Source organism: Oscillatoria sp. FACHB-1407, assembly GCF_014697545.1.
Taxonomy (GTDB): Bacteria; Cyanobacteriota; Cyanobacteriia; order Elainellales; family Elainellaceae; genus FACHB-1407.
This window is the reverse complement of record NZ_JACJSA010000003.1, coordinates 427420-442505: the sequence shown is the minus strand read 5'-3', so window position 1 is coordinate 442505 and position 15086 is coordinate 427420. Positions and strand designations below refer to the sequence as shown.

Genomic DNA, 15086 nt, shown 5'->3' with positions numbered 1-15086 from the left:
TCAACGGTGCTGGAGCCATGGCACGAGATTTAGGGGCAGACAACCTGCAACAGTCGAGGGCACTGCGATCGGGTGTCATTCGCAAAGACGCGATCGGCGGAACTGACCCAGCCGATTTCTATTGGTTTCGCCTCAAGGGTCGCAGCAGCTTAAAGTTGGATCTCAGGGCGTTGAGAGCCAATGCTGATCTGGAAATTGTGCAAGATCGCGATCGCGATGGCACAGTCGATGTCGGGGAAGTGGTGGCTAGCTCACGCGCATCGGGTAACGCCGCCGAATCGATCGCGATCGATGGGCTGGGCAGCGGCACCTACTTTATCCGCGTGTTTCCCAAAACGGAGAGCAGCACGGTCTATCGGCTCACCTTGACTACAACCCCCACCGATCGCATCAGCCCTACCTACGATGTAGTGCTAAAAACCAATGCCTACCGGGTGCAGAACGGATTGCAACCCCTGGCATTGAATACCCAACTGACCAACGCCGCTCAAACCTATGCCCGTGCGATGGCAGTGCAAGATAACTTCAGCCACACGGGGGCAGATGGTTCCTCCCCCTGGGATCGGATGCGAGCAGCCGACTACGACTACTCAGAAGCCGCTGAAAACCTGGCTGCCGGACACACCTCAGCCGCCTCTGCCATGCGCGGATGGATCAACAGCAGCGGACATCGCCGCAATCTCCTTGCCTATCAGGTACAAGAGATCGGCGTGGGTTATTTCTATCTGGGTCGCGATACGGGTCGCTATACCTATAGGCACTATTGGGCACAGTCAATGGCAACTCCGGCAGATGTGCGAGTCACACCACGAGTGCCAGAGGGCATTTCACGAGATTAGGGTTTCACCAACGCCTCGATCGCCTCTGGTTTTGTTGGCAAATCCGCCGTCAACACCTCGTGCCCCGTATCCGTCACTAACACATCATCCTCAATCCGGATACCCCGTACATCCGCAAAAGCAGCGAGGCGATCCCAATCTACAACGTCAGCATACTTAGCACGGCGATCGCCATCATTCAAGATCGCAGGCACTTGATAGAACCCCGGCTCAATCGAGAACAGCATCCCAGGGCGCAGGGGGCGATCGAGCCGCAGATAGCCTAATCCGAAGCGATCGCTGCGAGTCCTGCCCGGTTCATACCCTGCCAGATCCCAAAAGTCTTCCATATCGTGGACATCCAGCCCGATCAGGTGTCCAATCCCATGTGGAAAGAATAAAGCATGGGCATCCATTGCCACCAGATCTTCCGCATGACCCTTGAGGATGCCTAAATCCACCAATCCGGCGGCAATCACCGTTGCTGCCATCAAATGCAAATCGCGGTATTCCACTCCCGGTTGCACTTGCTCGATACACAGGTCGTGGGCAGCCAGCACCACATTGTAAATGTCGCGCTGCGTTGAGGAAAATTGCCCAGAAACTGCCCAGGTGCGGGTGATGTCGGATGCCCAACCCGTCTCAGCTTCAGCCCCGACATCGGCTAATAGCAAATCACCCGGACGCACTGGATGATGATAGTAGTTGTTGTGCAACACCTCACCGTGAACGGTGACAATGCTGGTATAGGCGCAGGTCATGTTACGCGCCAAAATCACCCCTTCCATTGCCGCTCGGATGTCTGATTCCTGAGTAGCAGTGGAGGTCGCTGCCATGCCTGCCTTGTGTGCCTGAACGCTGACCGCAGCGGCTTTACGCAATTCTGCCAGAGCCGCCTGATCGTGGGTCAGGCGTACTGTGACGATCGCCTTTGCCAACTCTAAATCAATCCCGTCTGCCTGATGCGTGGGGGCGAGTTCACGATTGAGCCATTCAGCTTGTTGCAAGCGAGTGGCTGCATCCTGCACTGGAACAGTAGCGGCTCCTTCAGTACGATGTTTCAGTTCTGAGAGAGGATAGTCAGCATCGGCTCCAATCTGGACTGCAATGTGCGATCGCCGCGCACTGTCGCCATGCCACAAAATATCAGCCGCAGTTGGGTCATCCATAAATAGCTCTAACTTGCCCCGCTCCAGACGGATGGCTGCGTTGTAAAGCGGTACCCCTGCAAAGTAGAGGAAATGGCTGCTGGCACGAAACGGGTAGGGATTTCCCGGATAGTTGCGGGCACTGCTCCCCCCTGACCAGAGAATCACCGGAAAATCCACCAGGGCAGCAAGTCGCTGGCGTCGCTGGCGCAGCGTGTCTGCCAACAAGTAGTTTGTTTGCAAGCGATCGCTCTGAAGGGACATAACAACTTACACCATTTTGGGTTTTAGATTTTGGATTTTTGGGTTTTACGAGCAGGAGGTTGGATGGGGCAACGGCAATTTCCCCTAATCCCTAATTTACACTGCCTGAATTTTGCACTGGACACATTGAATCCCACTCAGGCGAATGCTATTCGCTCCCACTCCCCACTCCCCACTCTCTACTCTCTTCACAGCCACGATAAATCGCGCCACTGCCCATTCTCCATTCCCTCTACAGGCGCGATAAATCGCGCCACTCGCCATTCCCTACTCCCCATTCCCCACTCTCTACCGCTCTAATGCCAACTGAACCAATTGATGCACCAACTCTGCGAAAGAAATACCACTCGCTGCCCAGAGCCGGGGATACATGCTGGTCACCGTGAATCCTGGCATCGTGTTGATTTCGTTGATAAACACCTCGCCTGTGGACTCTACATAAAAGAAATCCACTCTGGCAATGCCTGCGCCATCGATCGCCTCAAACGCCCGAATTGACATCTCCTGCACCTGCTGAGCGATCGCCTCCGGAATCGAAGCGGGGATCAGCAGATCCGCCAGTCCCTCGGTGTACTTGGTTTCGTAGTCGTAGAAGTCACTTTGGTAAGTGATTTCGCCCACCACAGAGGCTTTTAGGTTGTCGTTGCCCAACACCGCACACTCAATTTCACGGGGAGAGGGAACTCCTGCCTCCACAATCAGACGGCGATCGTAACTGGCAGCACTGTCTAATGCCGCTTCCAGTTGGGCACGATTGCGGACTTTGGCAATGCCGACGGAGGAGCCGAGATTGGCAGGTTTAACAAAACAGGGATACCCCAACTCCGCCTCAATTTGGTCACACAGCTTGGGAAAAACGCAGGGATTCGACCAGATTTGCGATCGCTTCACCGCTTGATACTTCACCTGTGGCAGACCCGCCTGAGCAAACGCCATCTTCATGGCAAGCTTATCCATGCCCATCGCTGATCCCAACACACCAGCCCCAACAAACGGAACTTGCATCAGTTTCAGCAACCCTTGAATCGTCCCGTCTTCACCATTGGGTCCATGCAAAATGGGAAACCAGACATCCACTTCTGCTACCTGTGCTGGCGATTGCCATCGCTCCACGGCAGTTGTGGTGAGGGGTTGCAGTCCCTCAGTTTGAGCTAGATCAGACCCAGTTGCCTGTGATGATTCTGCCGTTAAAGTGGCAGGGGGAGTACCGGCGGCGAGCACCTGTTGTGCCAGGTCGCCCGGTCGCCAGCATCCATCTTTTTGAATGTAAATGGGCATCAGTTCATAGCGATCGCTGTTCTGGGGGTTGCTAAGAGCCTGAGCGATCGCCTGTGCCGACCGAATCGAAACCTCATGCTCTCCAGAGCACCCGCCAAACAACAGCCCAACTCGCAGTTTTGTCATGGGTATGCCTCACCACAATCATCGCAGCTAGCCTACCACACCGATTACGCTAGGCTCTGCTTAAAGTCTCCAAATTCTGATCAGGCAAAGGGCTGAGGGTTGAGGGCTGAGGACTGAGAGGCTAGCAAACGGGAACCAAAGCCGACCCCGTTAAGCTAAATGCCCGCACTTCCGTGATTTTGACGGGAACAACCTGCCCCTTCAATGTGGTGATATCGCCCGCAAAGAAGGTCAGGCGGTTACCCCGAGTCCGCCCCATCACCTGCGTCGGGTCTTTAGGGTTCTGGTCTTCCACCAGCACCTCTTCGATGCGCCCCGCATACCGCTGCGATCGCTCGGCTGCTTTGGTCGCCACTAAATGATTGAGCCGTTGCAGGCGATCGCTCTTCACCTCTTCGGAAAGCTGGTTCTCCCACAGTGCCGCCGGGGTGCCAGGGCGAGGGGAATAGGCAGCCGTATTGAGTTGGTCAAAGCCAATGTCCTCCACCAACTTCAAGGTATTTTGGAACTGCTCCTCCGTTTCACCCGGAAAGCCCGCGATCGCATCAGCACTGATCGCTGCGTCGGGCATATAACTACGAATGGTGTCAATAATGCGGCGATATTTTTCGTGGGTATAGCCCCGACTCATCGCCTTTAACACTGTGTTGTCACCCGACTGAAAGGGAATGTGGAAGTGTTCACAAACCTTCGGCAACTCTGCACAGGCACGAATCAACCGTTCTGTGAAATAACGGGGATGGCTGGTGGCAAAGCGAATTCGTTCAATCCCTGGCACGTCATGCACAAAGTAGAGCAAATCCGTTAGTGTGTGCTGGTGCCGTCCCTCAGCGGTAACGCCCGGAAGATCGCGACCGTAGGCATCAATGTTTTGCCCCAATAGGGTAATTTCTTTGTAGCCCTGCCTTCCCAATTCCTCCATCTCGGCGCGAATCGCCTCTGGTGTGCGCGACTGTTCCACACCCCGCACATTGGGAACGACGCAATAGGTACACCGCTCATTGCAGCCATAAATCACGTTGACCCAGGCTGTTACCTGACTATCCCGACGTGGTTTGGTAATGTCCTCAAAAATATGGACTGGCTCGGTCGCAACGATTTGATTGCCATTAAACACCTGCTCTAAGAGATCCTGCAAACGGTTGGCGTGTTGTGGACCCATAACCAGGTCGATTTCTGGCACACGCCGCAACAACGCTTCCCCTTCTTGCTGTGCCACACAGCCCGCAACAATGAGGGTCAAGTTGGGTTGCTCGTGTTTCCGCTTTGCCTGTCGCCCCAGGTAGGAGTAGACCTTTTGCTCGGCGTTATCGCGAATGGTGCAGGTGTTGTACAAAATCAGGTCGGCATCATCAGGAGCCTCTGACCACTCAAACCCCATCCCTTCTAGGATGCCTGCCATCCGCTCAGAGTCAGCTTTGTTCATCTGGCAGCCAAATGTAGTGATGTGATAACGACGAGACGAGTGGGCCATGTTGACAGTACGGGTGATGGTTACAGGTTGGTGTTGAAATGGGTGAGATGAATGAGCTTCAGATGAAGATTCCTTATCCCATCTCCACTTAATTATAGATTTCATCCTGATCCATCTATGGGGCAGATATAGCAACTATCGAGACAGTTAATGCAAGGGGGTGTGGGGGCTGCGCCATCAGCCAGGGGTTTCACCCCTGCACCCCATCCTAACCAACCCCTCGGTTGCTATCGGAGGACTGGTTATCCAGATCCTAACGGTCGGTGAGAAAACCTTGATGAGAGAAACACGTATAGAGAGAACAACGAATCAACGAACCTTGAAACTGCCCGCAATTCATTAGTCGTTTCGGTAGGAATACTTGGAGTTCGTATATTTACGATTTATCCTATATAAATAAAATTTCTTTTATACCATTCCTGGTGATTCGCCGGGATGATGGCTTCTGTATTCTTAACCAGAAATTTATAGGATAGCGATAGAAAGTTTATTTGAAGTACAAGTTGAAACCGTATTATTACTAATAGATGAGTATTCAAATTGTCCAATTAACTAAATCTTAGCCGAGGGTTTCTACTGAATTGTCCTAATGTTTCCTATCAGTTTTAGGTGCTACAGAGCTTCGTATTGATGGTTGAACGCTCGGTACTCAATGCTTGGTGCTAGCTGACTGATTCTATAAGCCAAATTAAACATTATTCGGTTTCTACATTGAGATGCTTCGCTCTCTCGTTAAAGCCAACTCTCAGTAGAAGACTTTCCCCTAACCCCCCGAAATAGGCACTCATCCAATCATTCATATCACCTCCATTCTTCTATTTCAGAGCGTCAGCCTTTTGTGCGATCGCTAACTCTGTCGTCACTATTTCTCTAGAATGCTTAGCCATGAATACCTTATTTAAGTTAGGAATCCTGACACTCACTATCACCAGCGCAAGCTGTTTTATACCGGGTTGGCAAGCCCCAGCTCGTGCAGCTATGTTTCACGAGAGTGACAAAGGAGACGCAGGTTCCCTGCTTTGGAGTGCGATGAAAGTTAACACGATGTCGGGTGACACTCCACTCGTAGGCATTCATGGTATCCTTGGCAACCAGGCTGATCTGTATCAGATTTTTATTGATAATAGTCAAGATTTTTTAGCCACTACTGAGCATCGGAATAACCCCCTGGATCTCGACACTCAGCTCTTTCTATTTGATGAAAATGGCTATGGTCTACTCGCCAACGATGACACTTCACCCAGCGATCGCAGCCGATATAATCCCAATTCCAGTCGCTCCACAATTCGTGCAGGAGCAGGGCAACTCCCCTACTCCGGAATCTACTACTTAGGGATTTCCAGCTACGGCTTAGATCCAACGCGGGGATTTAACCAATACATCTTCCCCAATGCACGACGGGGCTTGTTTACAGCCGAGGATGCTGCTAAGGCACCCCTGACAGGTTGGCAGGGACCGGCTACCAGTCGATTGCTGCCAATGCGGACTTACACGATTGCTCTGAATGGTGCTCGCTATGTACCAGCGCGATCGCCCATCCCCAACCAACCTGCTCTCACACCTCCCCTTCCCAGTCCTAGCCCTAGCCCTAGCCCAACCCCGGCTCCGAGTGTTACCCCGGCTCCATCTCTAACACCAACACCCGCTCCAGTTCCATCTCCCAGCCCAACGATAACTACGGAACAGCCAACGCCCGAGCCATCAGTGACTCCTTCTCCCAGTCCAACTCCCGAACCCTCGGAACCCGTATCAGTACCAGAACCTTCGGCTGTAGCTGGTTTGCTAGCACTCGTGTTGGGTAGTCGGCTATTCAAGCAGAAATCAACTGGGGGCGATCGCTAGTCTGACCAGCACGGCTCTGCTCAGGATCGTGGATTTAGGATTATGAATTAAATAAAACGCAGTTTTTGTGGAGGGGTTTGGCAATGCCAAACCCGTACAGCACGGAATTTGCCTATGTTACAGCCGTAGCCACATTTGATAGGGCGGAGGCGAGTCAGGAAGCTTTCCCAGCATTAGGGCCGACTGCCTGACAAATCTTGGATGCTTGGCGATTGAAATCGCAGACTTCGGCGTGAGCTCAGTGGAACGCTATCAGAGCGAAGTCCGCCGACGCAGACTCCGGAAAATGCAGGACTTGACGAACCGACGCAGGTCGGTTTTGCTCCCATAGCGGCGGTTAAAACCGCCGAAATCCTTACCCCGAATTCGCGTTATTTAATTTATGTTTTTGAATAAATTTGCAAACTGTATGGGTGAGTTGAGCAGACCCATCTGCGCCCTGCAATACTTCACAGTAACTTCACAGACCCAAATCAAAACTTGATGAACTTTGGGAATGGGAATCCTACTATGGGTGGTAAGTAATTAAGACTTGACTCTCTAGACTTTAACTAAACGTCATTCGGGTTAAGCACTGGCAAATCAATTTGCAGATTTCGGCGTAAGCTCAGTCGAACCCTACTGGAGCCAGGTCTGCCTCGCAGACTTCTGTAAAGCAAAAGGTTGCTGAACCGACGCAGGTCGGTTTCGCTCCTGTAACTGCGGTTGAAGCCCTCAAAATCCTTATCCCGAACGCAGGCTAACTCAAGGGTCTAGCCTAGCGAGTTTGATTTTCCTGGCACACCGTTTTGTAGATCCAGCTTGAAATATTAGAAGTTAGCCGATACAGTAGTGGCTTGCTTGCTTCTAACTGGCACTCAATCAACTATTTAGTTAAACGCATCCTCGTTAAACGCATCTAAACTAACCTCGGTCGAGTTAGGCTCGTCGAACAAAGCCAGTTCCCAAACGCAACATCCTCTTAACTGTAATCGCTTGACTTCTTTCATCAAGCTCAGTTCCCTCCCTTGTTGAGCATCGGCACTAATCGGTTGTTCTAAATCCTCGGTATTTCCCTACCATCGGGGATGGCGTTTATCCAGTTTGGATAGAACGCGAATCGGCATTTACATTCATTGAATTTTTTCTGGGTTGACCCCTTAACTCCACCAATGCGATCGCGGTTGGTGACATGGTGTTACGCCCAGAGCTCTGCAAGCTGATTCAAAATGTATAGCGATGAACACTCTTCGATTAAAAGCCTCTTTACTCCTCCTGGCGGGTACAGTCTTCTGGCATCTACCGTTTGAAACATCGGCTCAGGCGGCTGTCTTCTATGAAAATAGTGTTGGGGAGGCAGGTGCCATCCCCCTCACAGCAATGGATGTTACTTCTGAGTTAGGAAATATTCGGCTGGATAGCATTATTGGCAGTATCAATCAGCGGGCAGATCTGTACAAGATTTATATCGCCTGGGATGAGCTATTTCTGGCGACAACTGCCAATCAAAAATTGACGCTGTATCCAGACACCCAGCTATTTCTCTTTGACGAAAATGGCTACGGTCTATTTGCTAATGACGACACCTCCCCAGATGATTGGGGACGCTATAATCCCAACACTAATCGCTCTACGATTCGTGTTGACCCGCGCATTGGCAGTGGTGTTTTAACAGCAGGAGTCTATTATCTGGGCATCGCAGGGTACGATGTTGACCCGATTTCAGAACAGGGCTACATCTTCCCCAACGGACGACGCGAATTATATGGTCCGGAAGATGCGGTGCGATCGCCCCTGACTAACTGGCAAATCCGCCGTAACGTTGACTCACGCCTGTTGCCCTATACCATCACCCTGAAAGGGGCACGCTTTATCTCCCGTGTGTCTCCCACTCCAGCACCCACCCCGACTCCACCCCCCCCTTCCTTACCCACTCCCACCCCCACGCCGACTCCGACTCCAATACCGACCTCCAGTAGCACGCCCGCTCCGAGTAGTTCTGAACCTTCACCGAGTCCTAGCGTGACTCCATCCCCCTCCAGCCCTATTCCATCCCCAACCTCCAGCCCTATCCCGTCTCCAACCCCCGATCCCATCTCATCTCCAACCCCCGATCCAGACCCAGTATCTGTCCCTGAACCAAGTGCTATTGTGGGGTTATTGACCTTACTCACCTTAGGTTTTGGCTTTTTCCGTAAGCAAACGTGAAGAAGTGTCAATCAGTGATAATCTGAAATATGGCGATTCCAAAACTTAAGGCTGTTTTCAGAATTAACGGGTTTGGGTTATTTAAGCTGATTACACGATAGGCGCAAGCATGGTCACTACAGCAGAGAAAACAAACGTCGGCTTCATTACACAGGTCATTGGTCCCGTTGTAGATGCTAGATTTCCTAGTGGTCAGTTGCCACGTATCTACAACGCTCTCAAAGTTACAGGTACAAACGCCGCTGGGCAAGAAGTTTCTGTGACTTGCGAAGTGCAGCAACTGTTAGGGGATAACCAGGTTCGGGCTGTCTCCATGAGTTCTACCGATGGTCTGGTGCGCGGGATGGAAGTCTTTGATACAGGCGCACCCATCAGCGTTCCGGTTGGTCCTGTTACGCTGGGTCGCATCTTCAACGTCGTCGGTGAGCCCGTCGATGAAAAAGGTCCAGTGGATATGACGGACACTTTGCCAATTCACCGTCCTGCTCCTAAGCTGACTGAACTGGAAACAAAACCCACGGTGTTTGAAACGGGGATTAAGGTGATTGACCTGCTGACTCCCTATCGTCGTGGCGGCAAAATTGGATTATTTGGCGGTGCCGGAGTCGGCAAAACCGTCATCATGATGGAGTTGATCAACAACATCGCCATCAACCACGGGGGTGTATCGGTCTTTGGCGGTGTGGGCGAGCGCACCCGCGAAGGAAACGACCTCTACAACGAAATGATCGAATCCAAGGTGATCAACGAAGAAGACCCCAGCCAATCTAAGATTGCGCTGGTCTACGGTCAGATGAACGAGCCACCTGGAGCGAGAATGCGCGTGGGTCTGTCGGCTCTGACGATGGCAGAATACTTCCGCGATGTGAACAAGCAGGACGTGTTGCTATTTATCGACAACATCTTCCGGTTCGTTCAAGCGGGTTCTGAAGTATCTGCGTTGTTGGGACGGATGCCCTCTGCGGTAGGATATCAGCCCACTCTGGGTACAGACGTGGGTGATTTGCAAGAGCGGATTACCTCCACGACAGAGGGTTCAATCACTTCGGTACAAGCGGTTTATGTCCCTGCGGACGACTTGACTGACCCTGCTCCTGCAACCACCTTTGCTCACCTCGATGGAACCACTGTATTGTCTCGGGGTTTAGCATCGAAAGGGATTTATCCAGCGGTTGATCCTCTGGGTTCTACCTCTACCATGTTGCAGCCTTCCATTGTGGGTGAAGAGCACTACAGCGTAGCGCGTCAGATTCAGGCAACGCTACAGCGTTATAAGGAACTGCAAGACATCATCGCCATTCTGGGTCTGGATGAATTGTCGGAAGATGACCGGATCGTGGTAGCTCGTGCTCGCAAGATTGAGCGTTTCCTCTCACAACCCTTCTTTGTGGCGGAAGTATTCACGGGTTCTCCTGGTAAATACGTCACGCTGGAAGAGTCGATCAAAGGCTTCAAGATGATCCTGTCTGGTGAGTTGGATGATCTGCCAGAGCAGGCATTCTACCTCGTGGGCAACATTGAAGAAGCGATCGCCAAGGCTGAGAAACTCAAGGGTTAAGCACGGAGGCTTGAGACTGGAGGTTAAGTGCTCAATCTCCAGTCTGACCCTCACATCAATTACTATCTTTCTTGCAAATAAGCCATGCCATTAACTGTCCGTGTTATTGCTCCAGATAAAACCGTCTGGGACTCCTCCGCAGAGGAGGTCATTTTGCCTAGCACGACTGGGCAACTTGGTATTTTGTCGGGTCACGCTCCGTTGTTGACTGCTTTGGATGCAGGTGTGATGCGCGTTCGGGCGAGCCGCGATTGGGTGGCGATCGCTCTGATGGGTGGTTTTGCTGAAGTTGAAAACGATGAAGTCACGATTTTGGTGAACGGCGCAGAGCGAGCGGACTCGATCGATCGGGATGCGGCTCGTGCGGCTTACAACGAAGCGGAAGCTCGTCTCAACAGAGCTAACAGCAGTGACAATCGTCAGGAAAAAATTCAAGCGACTCAAGCTCTAAAGCGTGCTCGTGCTCGCTTGCAAGCCGTCGGCGGAATTTAGGTTAACGTGAATTTGGGATAAGGATTTTGGCGGTTAAAACCGCAGCTATAGAAGCAAAACCGACCTGCGTCGTTCGTCGAATTCTTCATCTTCCCGAGTCCGCCGATGCAGACTTCGTTCTGACAGCCGCGAATTCATTCGCCAGGCTCTTAAACCTATTGTTGAATTGAAAGAAAACCCCTCCTTTTGGAGGGGCATTTTTTTATGTTTCTGGGGAAATGACTGGGGAAACTGCTCGTCGCTTTGAGCGTTCCACCGGATTCATCCATTGCTCTAACAGACCAAAAAACTGTGACGAGAGCAGCGTTAATGCCAGATAAACAAACGCTACGGCTGAGTAGATCTGAAACGGGCTAAAGTTTTGCGCAACAGACAGTTGCCCTTTTCGGAAAAGTTCCTCAAAGCCAATCACCGCTACAAGACTTGTATCCTTCAACATGCTGATGAACTCGTTGCCAAGCGGCGGAATCATGCGACGAAATGCCTGTGGAAAAATTACATACTGCATCGTTTCCACTGGACCCAACCCTAGCGATTGAGCCGCTTCCCGCTGTCCCATTTCAATCGATTGGATGCCTGCCCGCACAATCTCGGCAATGTAAGCCCCACTATTCAAACTCAAGGCGACGATCGCCGCTGTCCACTGATTGAGTGGCAAGGTTAATCCTATGGCTCTCAATAACGGAGGTATACCAAAGTAAATCATAAAAATTTGCACAAGCAAGGGCGTGCCCCGAAAGAAATCAATATACGCTCTTGCCAGTAGTCTTAAAGGCTTTGTGGGGGATAGGCGAATAATGCCAACCAGCGACCCCAAAATCATACCTACAAAAATCGAGACTGCCGTAAGTTGTAAAGTGACAAGAGCACCTAACAAGAGACTCGGCAGTGCCTCCCAGATAATTTCAATGGCTCGCAACACGGTTTTTCTCTATGTCAATTAAAGGAATTTTGGATAGAGAAGTCGGAGTTCTCGAAAAACTCCGACTTCTGTTTACTTAAAGAGGTGCAGCCTCTGGCAATTCAGGGGGTTCTCCATCAAACCATTTCTGGTAAATCTCCTGGTACTTACCGTTACCTAAAATGGTGGTCAAGCCCGCATTGATTCTTTCCAAATTGGGCGAGCCTTTGGGAGTAGCGATGCCATAAAACTCTTCAGTCAGTAAATCACCCACAACTTTGATGCCCTGGACATTTCCTGATTTGATGGCATAGCGAATCACAGGTGCATCGCTCACTGCCGCATCTACGTTTCCATTCGCCAACTCTTGCAACGCTAACGGCGTGTTATCGAAGGTGCGAACTTCAGTGGGACCAGCTTCTGCGGCTTTTTCAGCACCCGTTGTTCCAATTTGAGCAGCAACCCGCTTTCCAGACAGGTTTTCAAATGAGGTGATATCGGTATTGCTTTCTTGAACAGCGATCGCCAAACCTGCCTTGAAGTAAGGGCGTGAAAAGTCAACGGCTTCAGCCCGTTCTGAGGTAATCGTCATGGTGCTGATGGTGGCATCTACGGTGCCTGCTTGCAAAGCAGGAATAATGCCATCAAACGGCAAGCCTTGCAACTCCATCGTGAAGCCTGCTGCTTCGGCGACAGCATTAATCAAATCAATATCAAATCCTTCAAAATTACCCTCGCCCACCTGAGATTGAAAGGGAGGAAAGGTTGGATCGAGGGCAACTTTGAGTGGAGCAGCGTCAGCAGCAGGGCTAGCACCCTCCGTTGTTCCACTTTCGGGTGTAGACGACCCACACGCCGCAAATGTCACCACGCAAATTAAAGCTAAAAATCCTAAAAAGAGTTGGCGTAAAAAACGTGATCGAGTGAAGCTGATCATACGGTCATTTTTCTCCGTTCGTTTTATTGTTTATCTTTCAGTAATGAATCGAAAATGCAATGACAATCTTCCTATTCAAATAACTGAAATGCCAGATTTAAACCGTCAGCAAATTAACCGAACAATGGCTAGTACCCTTCTGAGGCAGACTGTATAGGCTTTACTGTTGGCAACAATTCATCCTATAAATTAACAGAGCTTCAGTCAGTAGCAACGGATTCTATCTAGCATTGGTGAATATGTTAGCAATTACTACGAATGACTTACTCGCTGAGCTAGGCTTTAAAGAAAGATTCTAAATAATCTGTAGATTATGAATACCGATATATCCACACCCGCGATCGCATTTGAACAGATTGAGAAAAATTTTGGATCACTTCAGGTTTTAAAAGGCATCAGTGGTCATGTCAATACTGGGGAAGTTGTGGCGATTATTGGACCCTCCGGATGCGGCAAGAGTACACTGCTGCGGTGTTTTAACCGCTTAGAAACCATTAATGGGGGACATCTAGTTGTTAATGGCATTGATTTGTCAAACCCCAACCTCTCGATGAAGCAGTTGCGCCAATTGCGCGCAGACGTGGGCATGGTGTTTCAGCAGTTCAACCTGTTTCCCCATATGACCGTGATTGATAACCTCACCCTCGCGCCCTGTAAGGTGTTGGGTCAATCGGAAAAAGAGAGCCGACGGCTTGCCCGTACCTACCTGGAAAAAGTAGGCTTACTCGACAAAGCGGAGGTTTATCCCGAACAGTTATCCGGTGGGCAGAAACAACGGGTGGCGATCGCCCGTGCGCTATGTATGCGCCCTAAAATCATGTTATTTGATGAGCCGACCAGTGCCCTTGATCCAGAACTTGTAGGCGAAGTGCTGGAGGTAATGCAGCAACTCGCCGAAGAGGGCATGACGATGGTGATTGTGACCCACGAAATGCAGTTTGCCCGTGAAGTCGCTAACCGTGTGCTGTTTCTCAATCAGGGCGTGGTTGAAGAAGAGGGTTCAGCACGACAATTGCTCACTTATCCCAAGAGCGATCGCCTCAAAACCTTCCTCAGTCGCATGAATTTTGTCAAAGTATAGAGGTGGTTAATCGGCTTCGAGCCTGCCTGAAGCCCAGGACATGAAATCCAGCAAAACAAAAACAACGGTTTGGGTGGTGGAGCAAGGTCAGGGAAAGTCGCGCCTTGATCAGCTTGCCACCGAGGAACCGCTTGAGATCCGCTTTGTTGAGCCGCAGCGTACGGTTGCTGTTACCATGCGAACTCCGGGAGCCGATTTTGAACTGGCAGCAGGGTTCCTCTACAGCGAGGGCATTGTGCAACACCACGACGATATTCAACGGTTGAGTTACTGCGTCGATCCCCAAGTAGATGGCGAGCAACGCTACAACATTGTGAATGTAGCTCTGCGGCATGGATTTCTGCCGGATTTACAACCATTAGAACGGCACTTTTACACCACGAGTGCGTGTGGGATTTGTGGCAAAGCCAGCCTCGAAGCATTGCAACTGCGGGGATACACGGCTTTATCAGATGGCATACAAATCGATGCAGCGGTTATTTATAACTTGCCAGAACGATTGCGATCGCATCAAGCTGTTTTTAGCAGCACTGGAGGTTTACACGCTGCTGCATTATTTGATCTTCAAGGCAATTTGCTAGCTCTTAAGGAAGACGTGGGGCGACACAATGCCCTCGACAAGCTCATTGGCTCTGCGTTTTTGAGTAACGAGTTACCGTGGCGCGATCGCATTGTTATGGTAAGTGGGCGATCGAGTTTTGAGTTAGTGCAAAAATGTCTCGCGGCAGGAGCACCCATTCTCTGTGCGGTTTCTGCTCCGAGTAGTTTAGCCGTTGCGCTTGCTCAAGAATTTAACATCACATTAATTGGGTTTTTACGAGGCGATCGCTTCAACATTTACAGTGGCAAACAACGCATTCGAGTGTTGCTGTAAAGTGCTAGATGTGGATCACCTCAAGCTCTGGTCGAGTGACGTTATGGAGCAAGACCCGTTACTTCGGTGGAATACAAATCGTTTTAGTTCCAGGAACATGATTGCC

13 protein-coding genes are annotated in these 15086 nt (G+C 50.8%); 7 read left to right on the top strand and 6 right to left on the bottom strand.

The window, feature by feature from the left end; translation table 11 throughout:
* The first annotated feature begins 17 nt into the window (after positions 1-17).
* The gene (locus tag H6G89_RS07900) at positions 18-839 is read left to right on the top strand and encodes a CAP domain-containing protein (RefSeq protein ID WP_190504756.1); all 822 of its coding nucleotides are present in this window, start codon (positions 18-20) and stop codon (positions 837-839) included.
* Here the strand turns inward: H6G89_RS07900 and H6G89_RS07895 are convergent.
* The 4 genes from H6G89_RS07895 to miaB form a co-directional block, all read right to left on the bottom strand.
* Positions 836-2230 carry an aminopeptidase P family protein gene (locus tag H6G89_RS07895; protein WP_190504755.1) on the bottom strand — a complete coding sequence of 465 codons (1395 nt, stop codon included), beginning with the start codon at positions 2228-2230 and terminating at the stop codon, positions 836-838. The two genes, H6G89_RS07900 and H6G89_RS07895, sit on opposite strands and share 4 nt — an antisense overlap.
* A gap of 96 nt (positions 2231-2326) precedes the next feature.
* Positions 2327-2494, bottom strand: coding sequence for a hypothetical protein (locus H6G89_RS07890; RefSeq protein ID WP_190504754.1), 168 nt, complete (start codon positions 2492-2494; stop codon positions 2327-2329).
* Positions 2495-2518: 24 nt separating this feature from the next.
* Positions 2519-3634 (bottom strand): D-alanine--D-alanine ligase family protein, encoded by a 1116-nt coding sequence (locus H6G89_RS07885; protein WP_190504753.1) that lies wholly within the window; start codon positions 3632-3634, stop codon positions 2519-2521.
* 121 nt (positions 3635-3755) lie between these two features.
* Positions 3756-5108, bottom strand: a complete 1353-nt coding sequence (gene miaB / locus H6G89_RS07880; RefSeq protein WP_190504863.1) for a tRNA (N6-isopentenyl adenosine(37)-C2)-methylthiotransferase MiaB — start codon at positions 5106-5108, stop codon at positions 3756-3758.
* A gap of 885 nt (positions 5109-5993) precedes the next feature.
* On the opposite strand from miaB, the gene H6G89_RS07875 reads away from it, so the two are divergent.
* From H6G89_RS07875 to atpC, 4 genes are all read left to right on the top strand, one after another.
* Positions 5994-6950 carry a hypothetical protein gene (locus H6G89_RS07875; RefSeq protein ID WP_190504752.1) on the top strand — a complete coding sequence of 319 codons (957 nt, stop codon included), beginning with the start codon at positions 5994-5996 and terminating at the stop codon, positions 6948-6950.
* Between the two features lie 1218 nt (positions 6951-8168).
* Positions 8169-9137 (top strand): DVUA0089 family protein, encoded by a 969-nt coding sequence (locus H6G89_RS07870; RefSeq protein ID WP_190504751.1) that lies wholly within the window; start codon positions 8169-8171, stop codon positions 9135-9137.
* A 109-nt stretch (positions 9138-9246) separates the two neighbouring features.
* A complete protein-coding gene (gene atpD / locus H6G89_RS07865; protein ID WP_190504750.1) occupies positions 9247-10695 on the top strand; it encodes a F0F1 ATP synthase subunit beta in 1449 nt (482 codons plus the stop codon).
* 84 nt (positions 10696-10779) lie between these two features.
* Complete coding sequence (gene atpC, locus H6G89_RS07860; RefSeq protein WP_190504749.1) at positions 10780-11187, top strand: ATP synthase F1 subunit epsilon; 408 nt, start codon at positions 10780-10782, stop codon at positions 11185-11187.
* Between the two features lie 202 nt (positions 11188-11389).
* Here atpC and H6G89_RS34890 read toward each other — a convergent pair whose 3' ends face one another.
* Complete coding sequence (locus tag H6G89_RS34890; RefSeq protein ID WP_309229703.1) at positions 11390-12109, bottom strand: amino acid ABC transporter permease; 720 nt, start codon at positions 12107-12109, stop codon at positions 11390-11392.
* A 76-nt stretch (positions 12110-12185) separates the two neighbouring features.
* Positions 12186-12959: a basic amino acid ABC transporter substrate-binding protein gene (locus H6G89_RS34885; RefSeq protein WP_309229701.1), complete on the bottom strand. Its 774-nt coding sequence runs from the start codon at positions 12957-12959 to the stop codon at positions 12186-12188.
* A 379-nt stretch (positions 12960-13338) separates the two neighbouring features.
* On the opposite strand from H6G89_RS34885, the gene H6G89_RS07850 reads away from it, so the two are divergent.
* Positions 13339-14106 carry an amino acid ABC transporter ATP-binding protein gene (locus H6G89_RS07850; RefSeq protein ID WP_190504748.1) on the top strand — a complete coding sequence of 256 codons (768 nt, stop codon included), beginning with the start codon at positions 13339-13341 and terminating at the stop codon, positions 14104-14106.
* A 40-nt stretch (positions 14107-14146) separates the two neighbouring features.
* Positions 14147-14980, top strand: coding sequence for a formate dehydrogenase accessory sulfurtransferase FdhD (gene fdhD / locus H6G89_RS07845; protein WP_190504747.1), 834 nt, complete (start codon positions 14147-14149; stop codon positions 14978-14980).
* The last annotated feature ends 106 nt before the right edge of the window (positions 14981-15086 follow it).

What these genes read in the sequence shown, in the direction of transcription:
- atpC (WP_190504749.1), top strand. Translation starts at nt 10,780, where the DNA reads ATGCCATTAACTGTCCGTGTTATTGCTCCAGATAAAACCGTCTGGGAC.
- H6G89_RS07900 (WP_190504756.1), top strand. Translation starts at nt 18, where the DNA reads ATGGCACGAGATTTAGGGGCAGACAACCTGCAACAGTCGAGGGCACTG.
- H6G89_RS07870 (WP_190504751.1), top strand. Translation starts at nt 8,169, where the DNA reads ATGAACACTCTTCGATTAAAAGCCTCTTTACTCCTCCTGGCGGGTACA.
- H6G89_RS07895 (WP_190504755.1), bottom strand. Translation starts at nt 2,230, where the DNA reads ATGTCCCTTCAGAGCGATCGCTTGCAAACAAACTACTTGTTGGCAGAC.
- atpD (WP_190504750.1), top strand. Translation starts at nt 9,247, where the DNA reads ATGGTCACTACAGCAGAGAAAACAAACGTCGGCTTCATTACACAGGTC.
- H6G89_RS07890 (WP_190504754.1), bottom strand. Translation starts at nt 2,494, where the DNA reads ATGGCGAGTGGCGCGATTTATCGCGCCTGTAGAGGGAATGGAGAATGG.
- miaB (WP_190504863.1), bottom strand. Translation starts at nt 5,108, where the DNA reads ATGGCCCACTCGTCTCGTCGTTATCACATCACTACATTTGGCTGCCAG.
- H6G89_RS07850 (WP_190504748.1), top strand. Translation starts at nt 13,339, where the DNA reads ATGAATACCGATATATCCACACCCGCGATCGCATTTGAACAGATTGAG.
- H6G89_RS07875 (WP_190504752.1), top strand. Translation starts at nt 5,994, where the DNA reads ATGAATACCTTATTTAAGTTAGGAATCCTGACACTCACTATCACCAGC.
- H6G89_RS07885 (WP_190504753.1), bottom strand. Translation starts at nt 3,634, where the DNA reads ATGACAAAACTGCGAGTTGGGCTGTTGTTTGGCGGGTGCTCTGGAGAG.
- fdhD (WP_190504747.1), top strand. Translation starts at nt 14,147, where the DNA reads ATGAAATCCAGCAAAACAAAAACAACGGTTTGGGTGGTGGAGCAAGGT.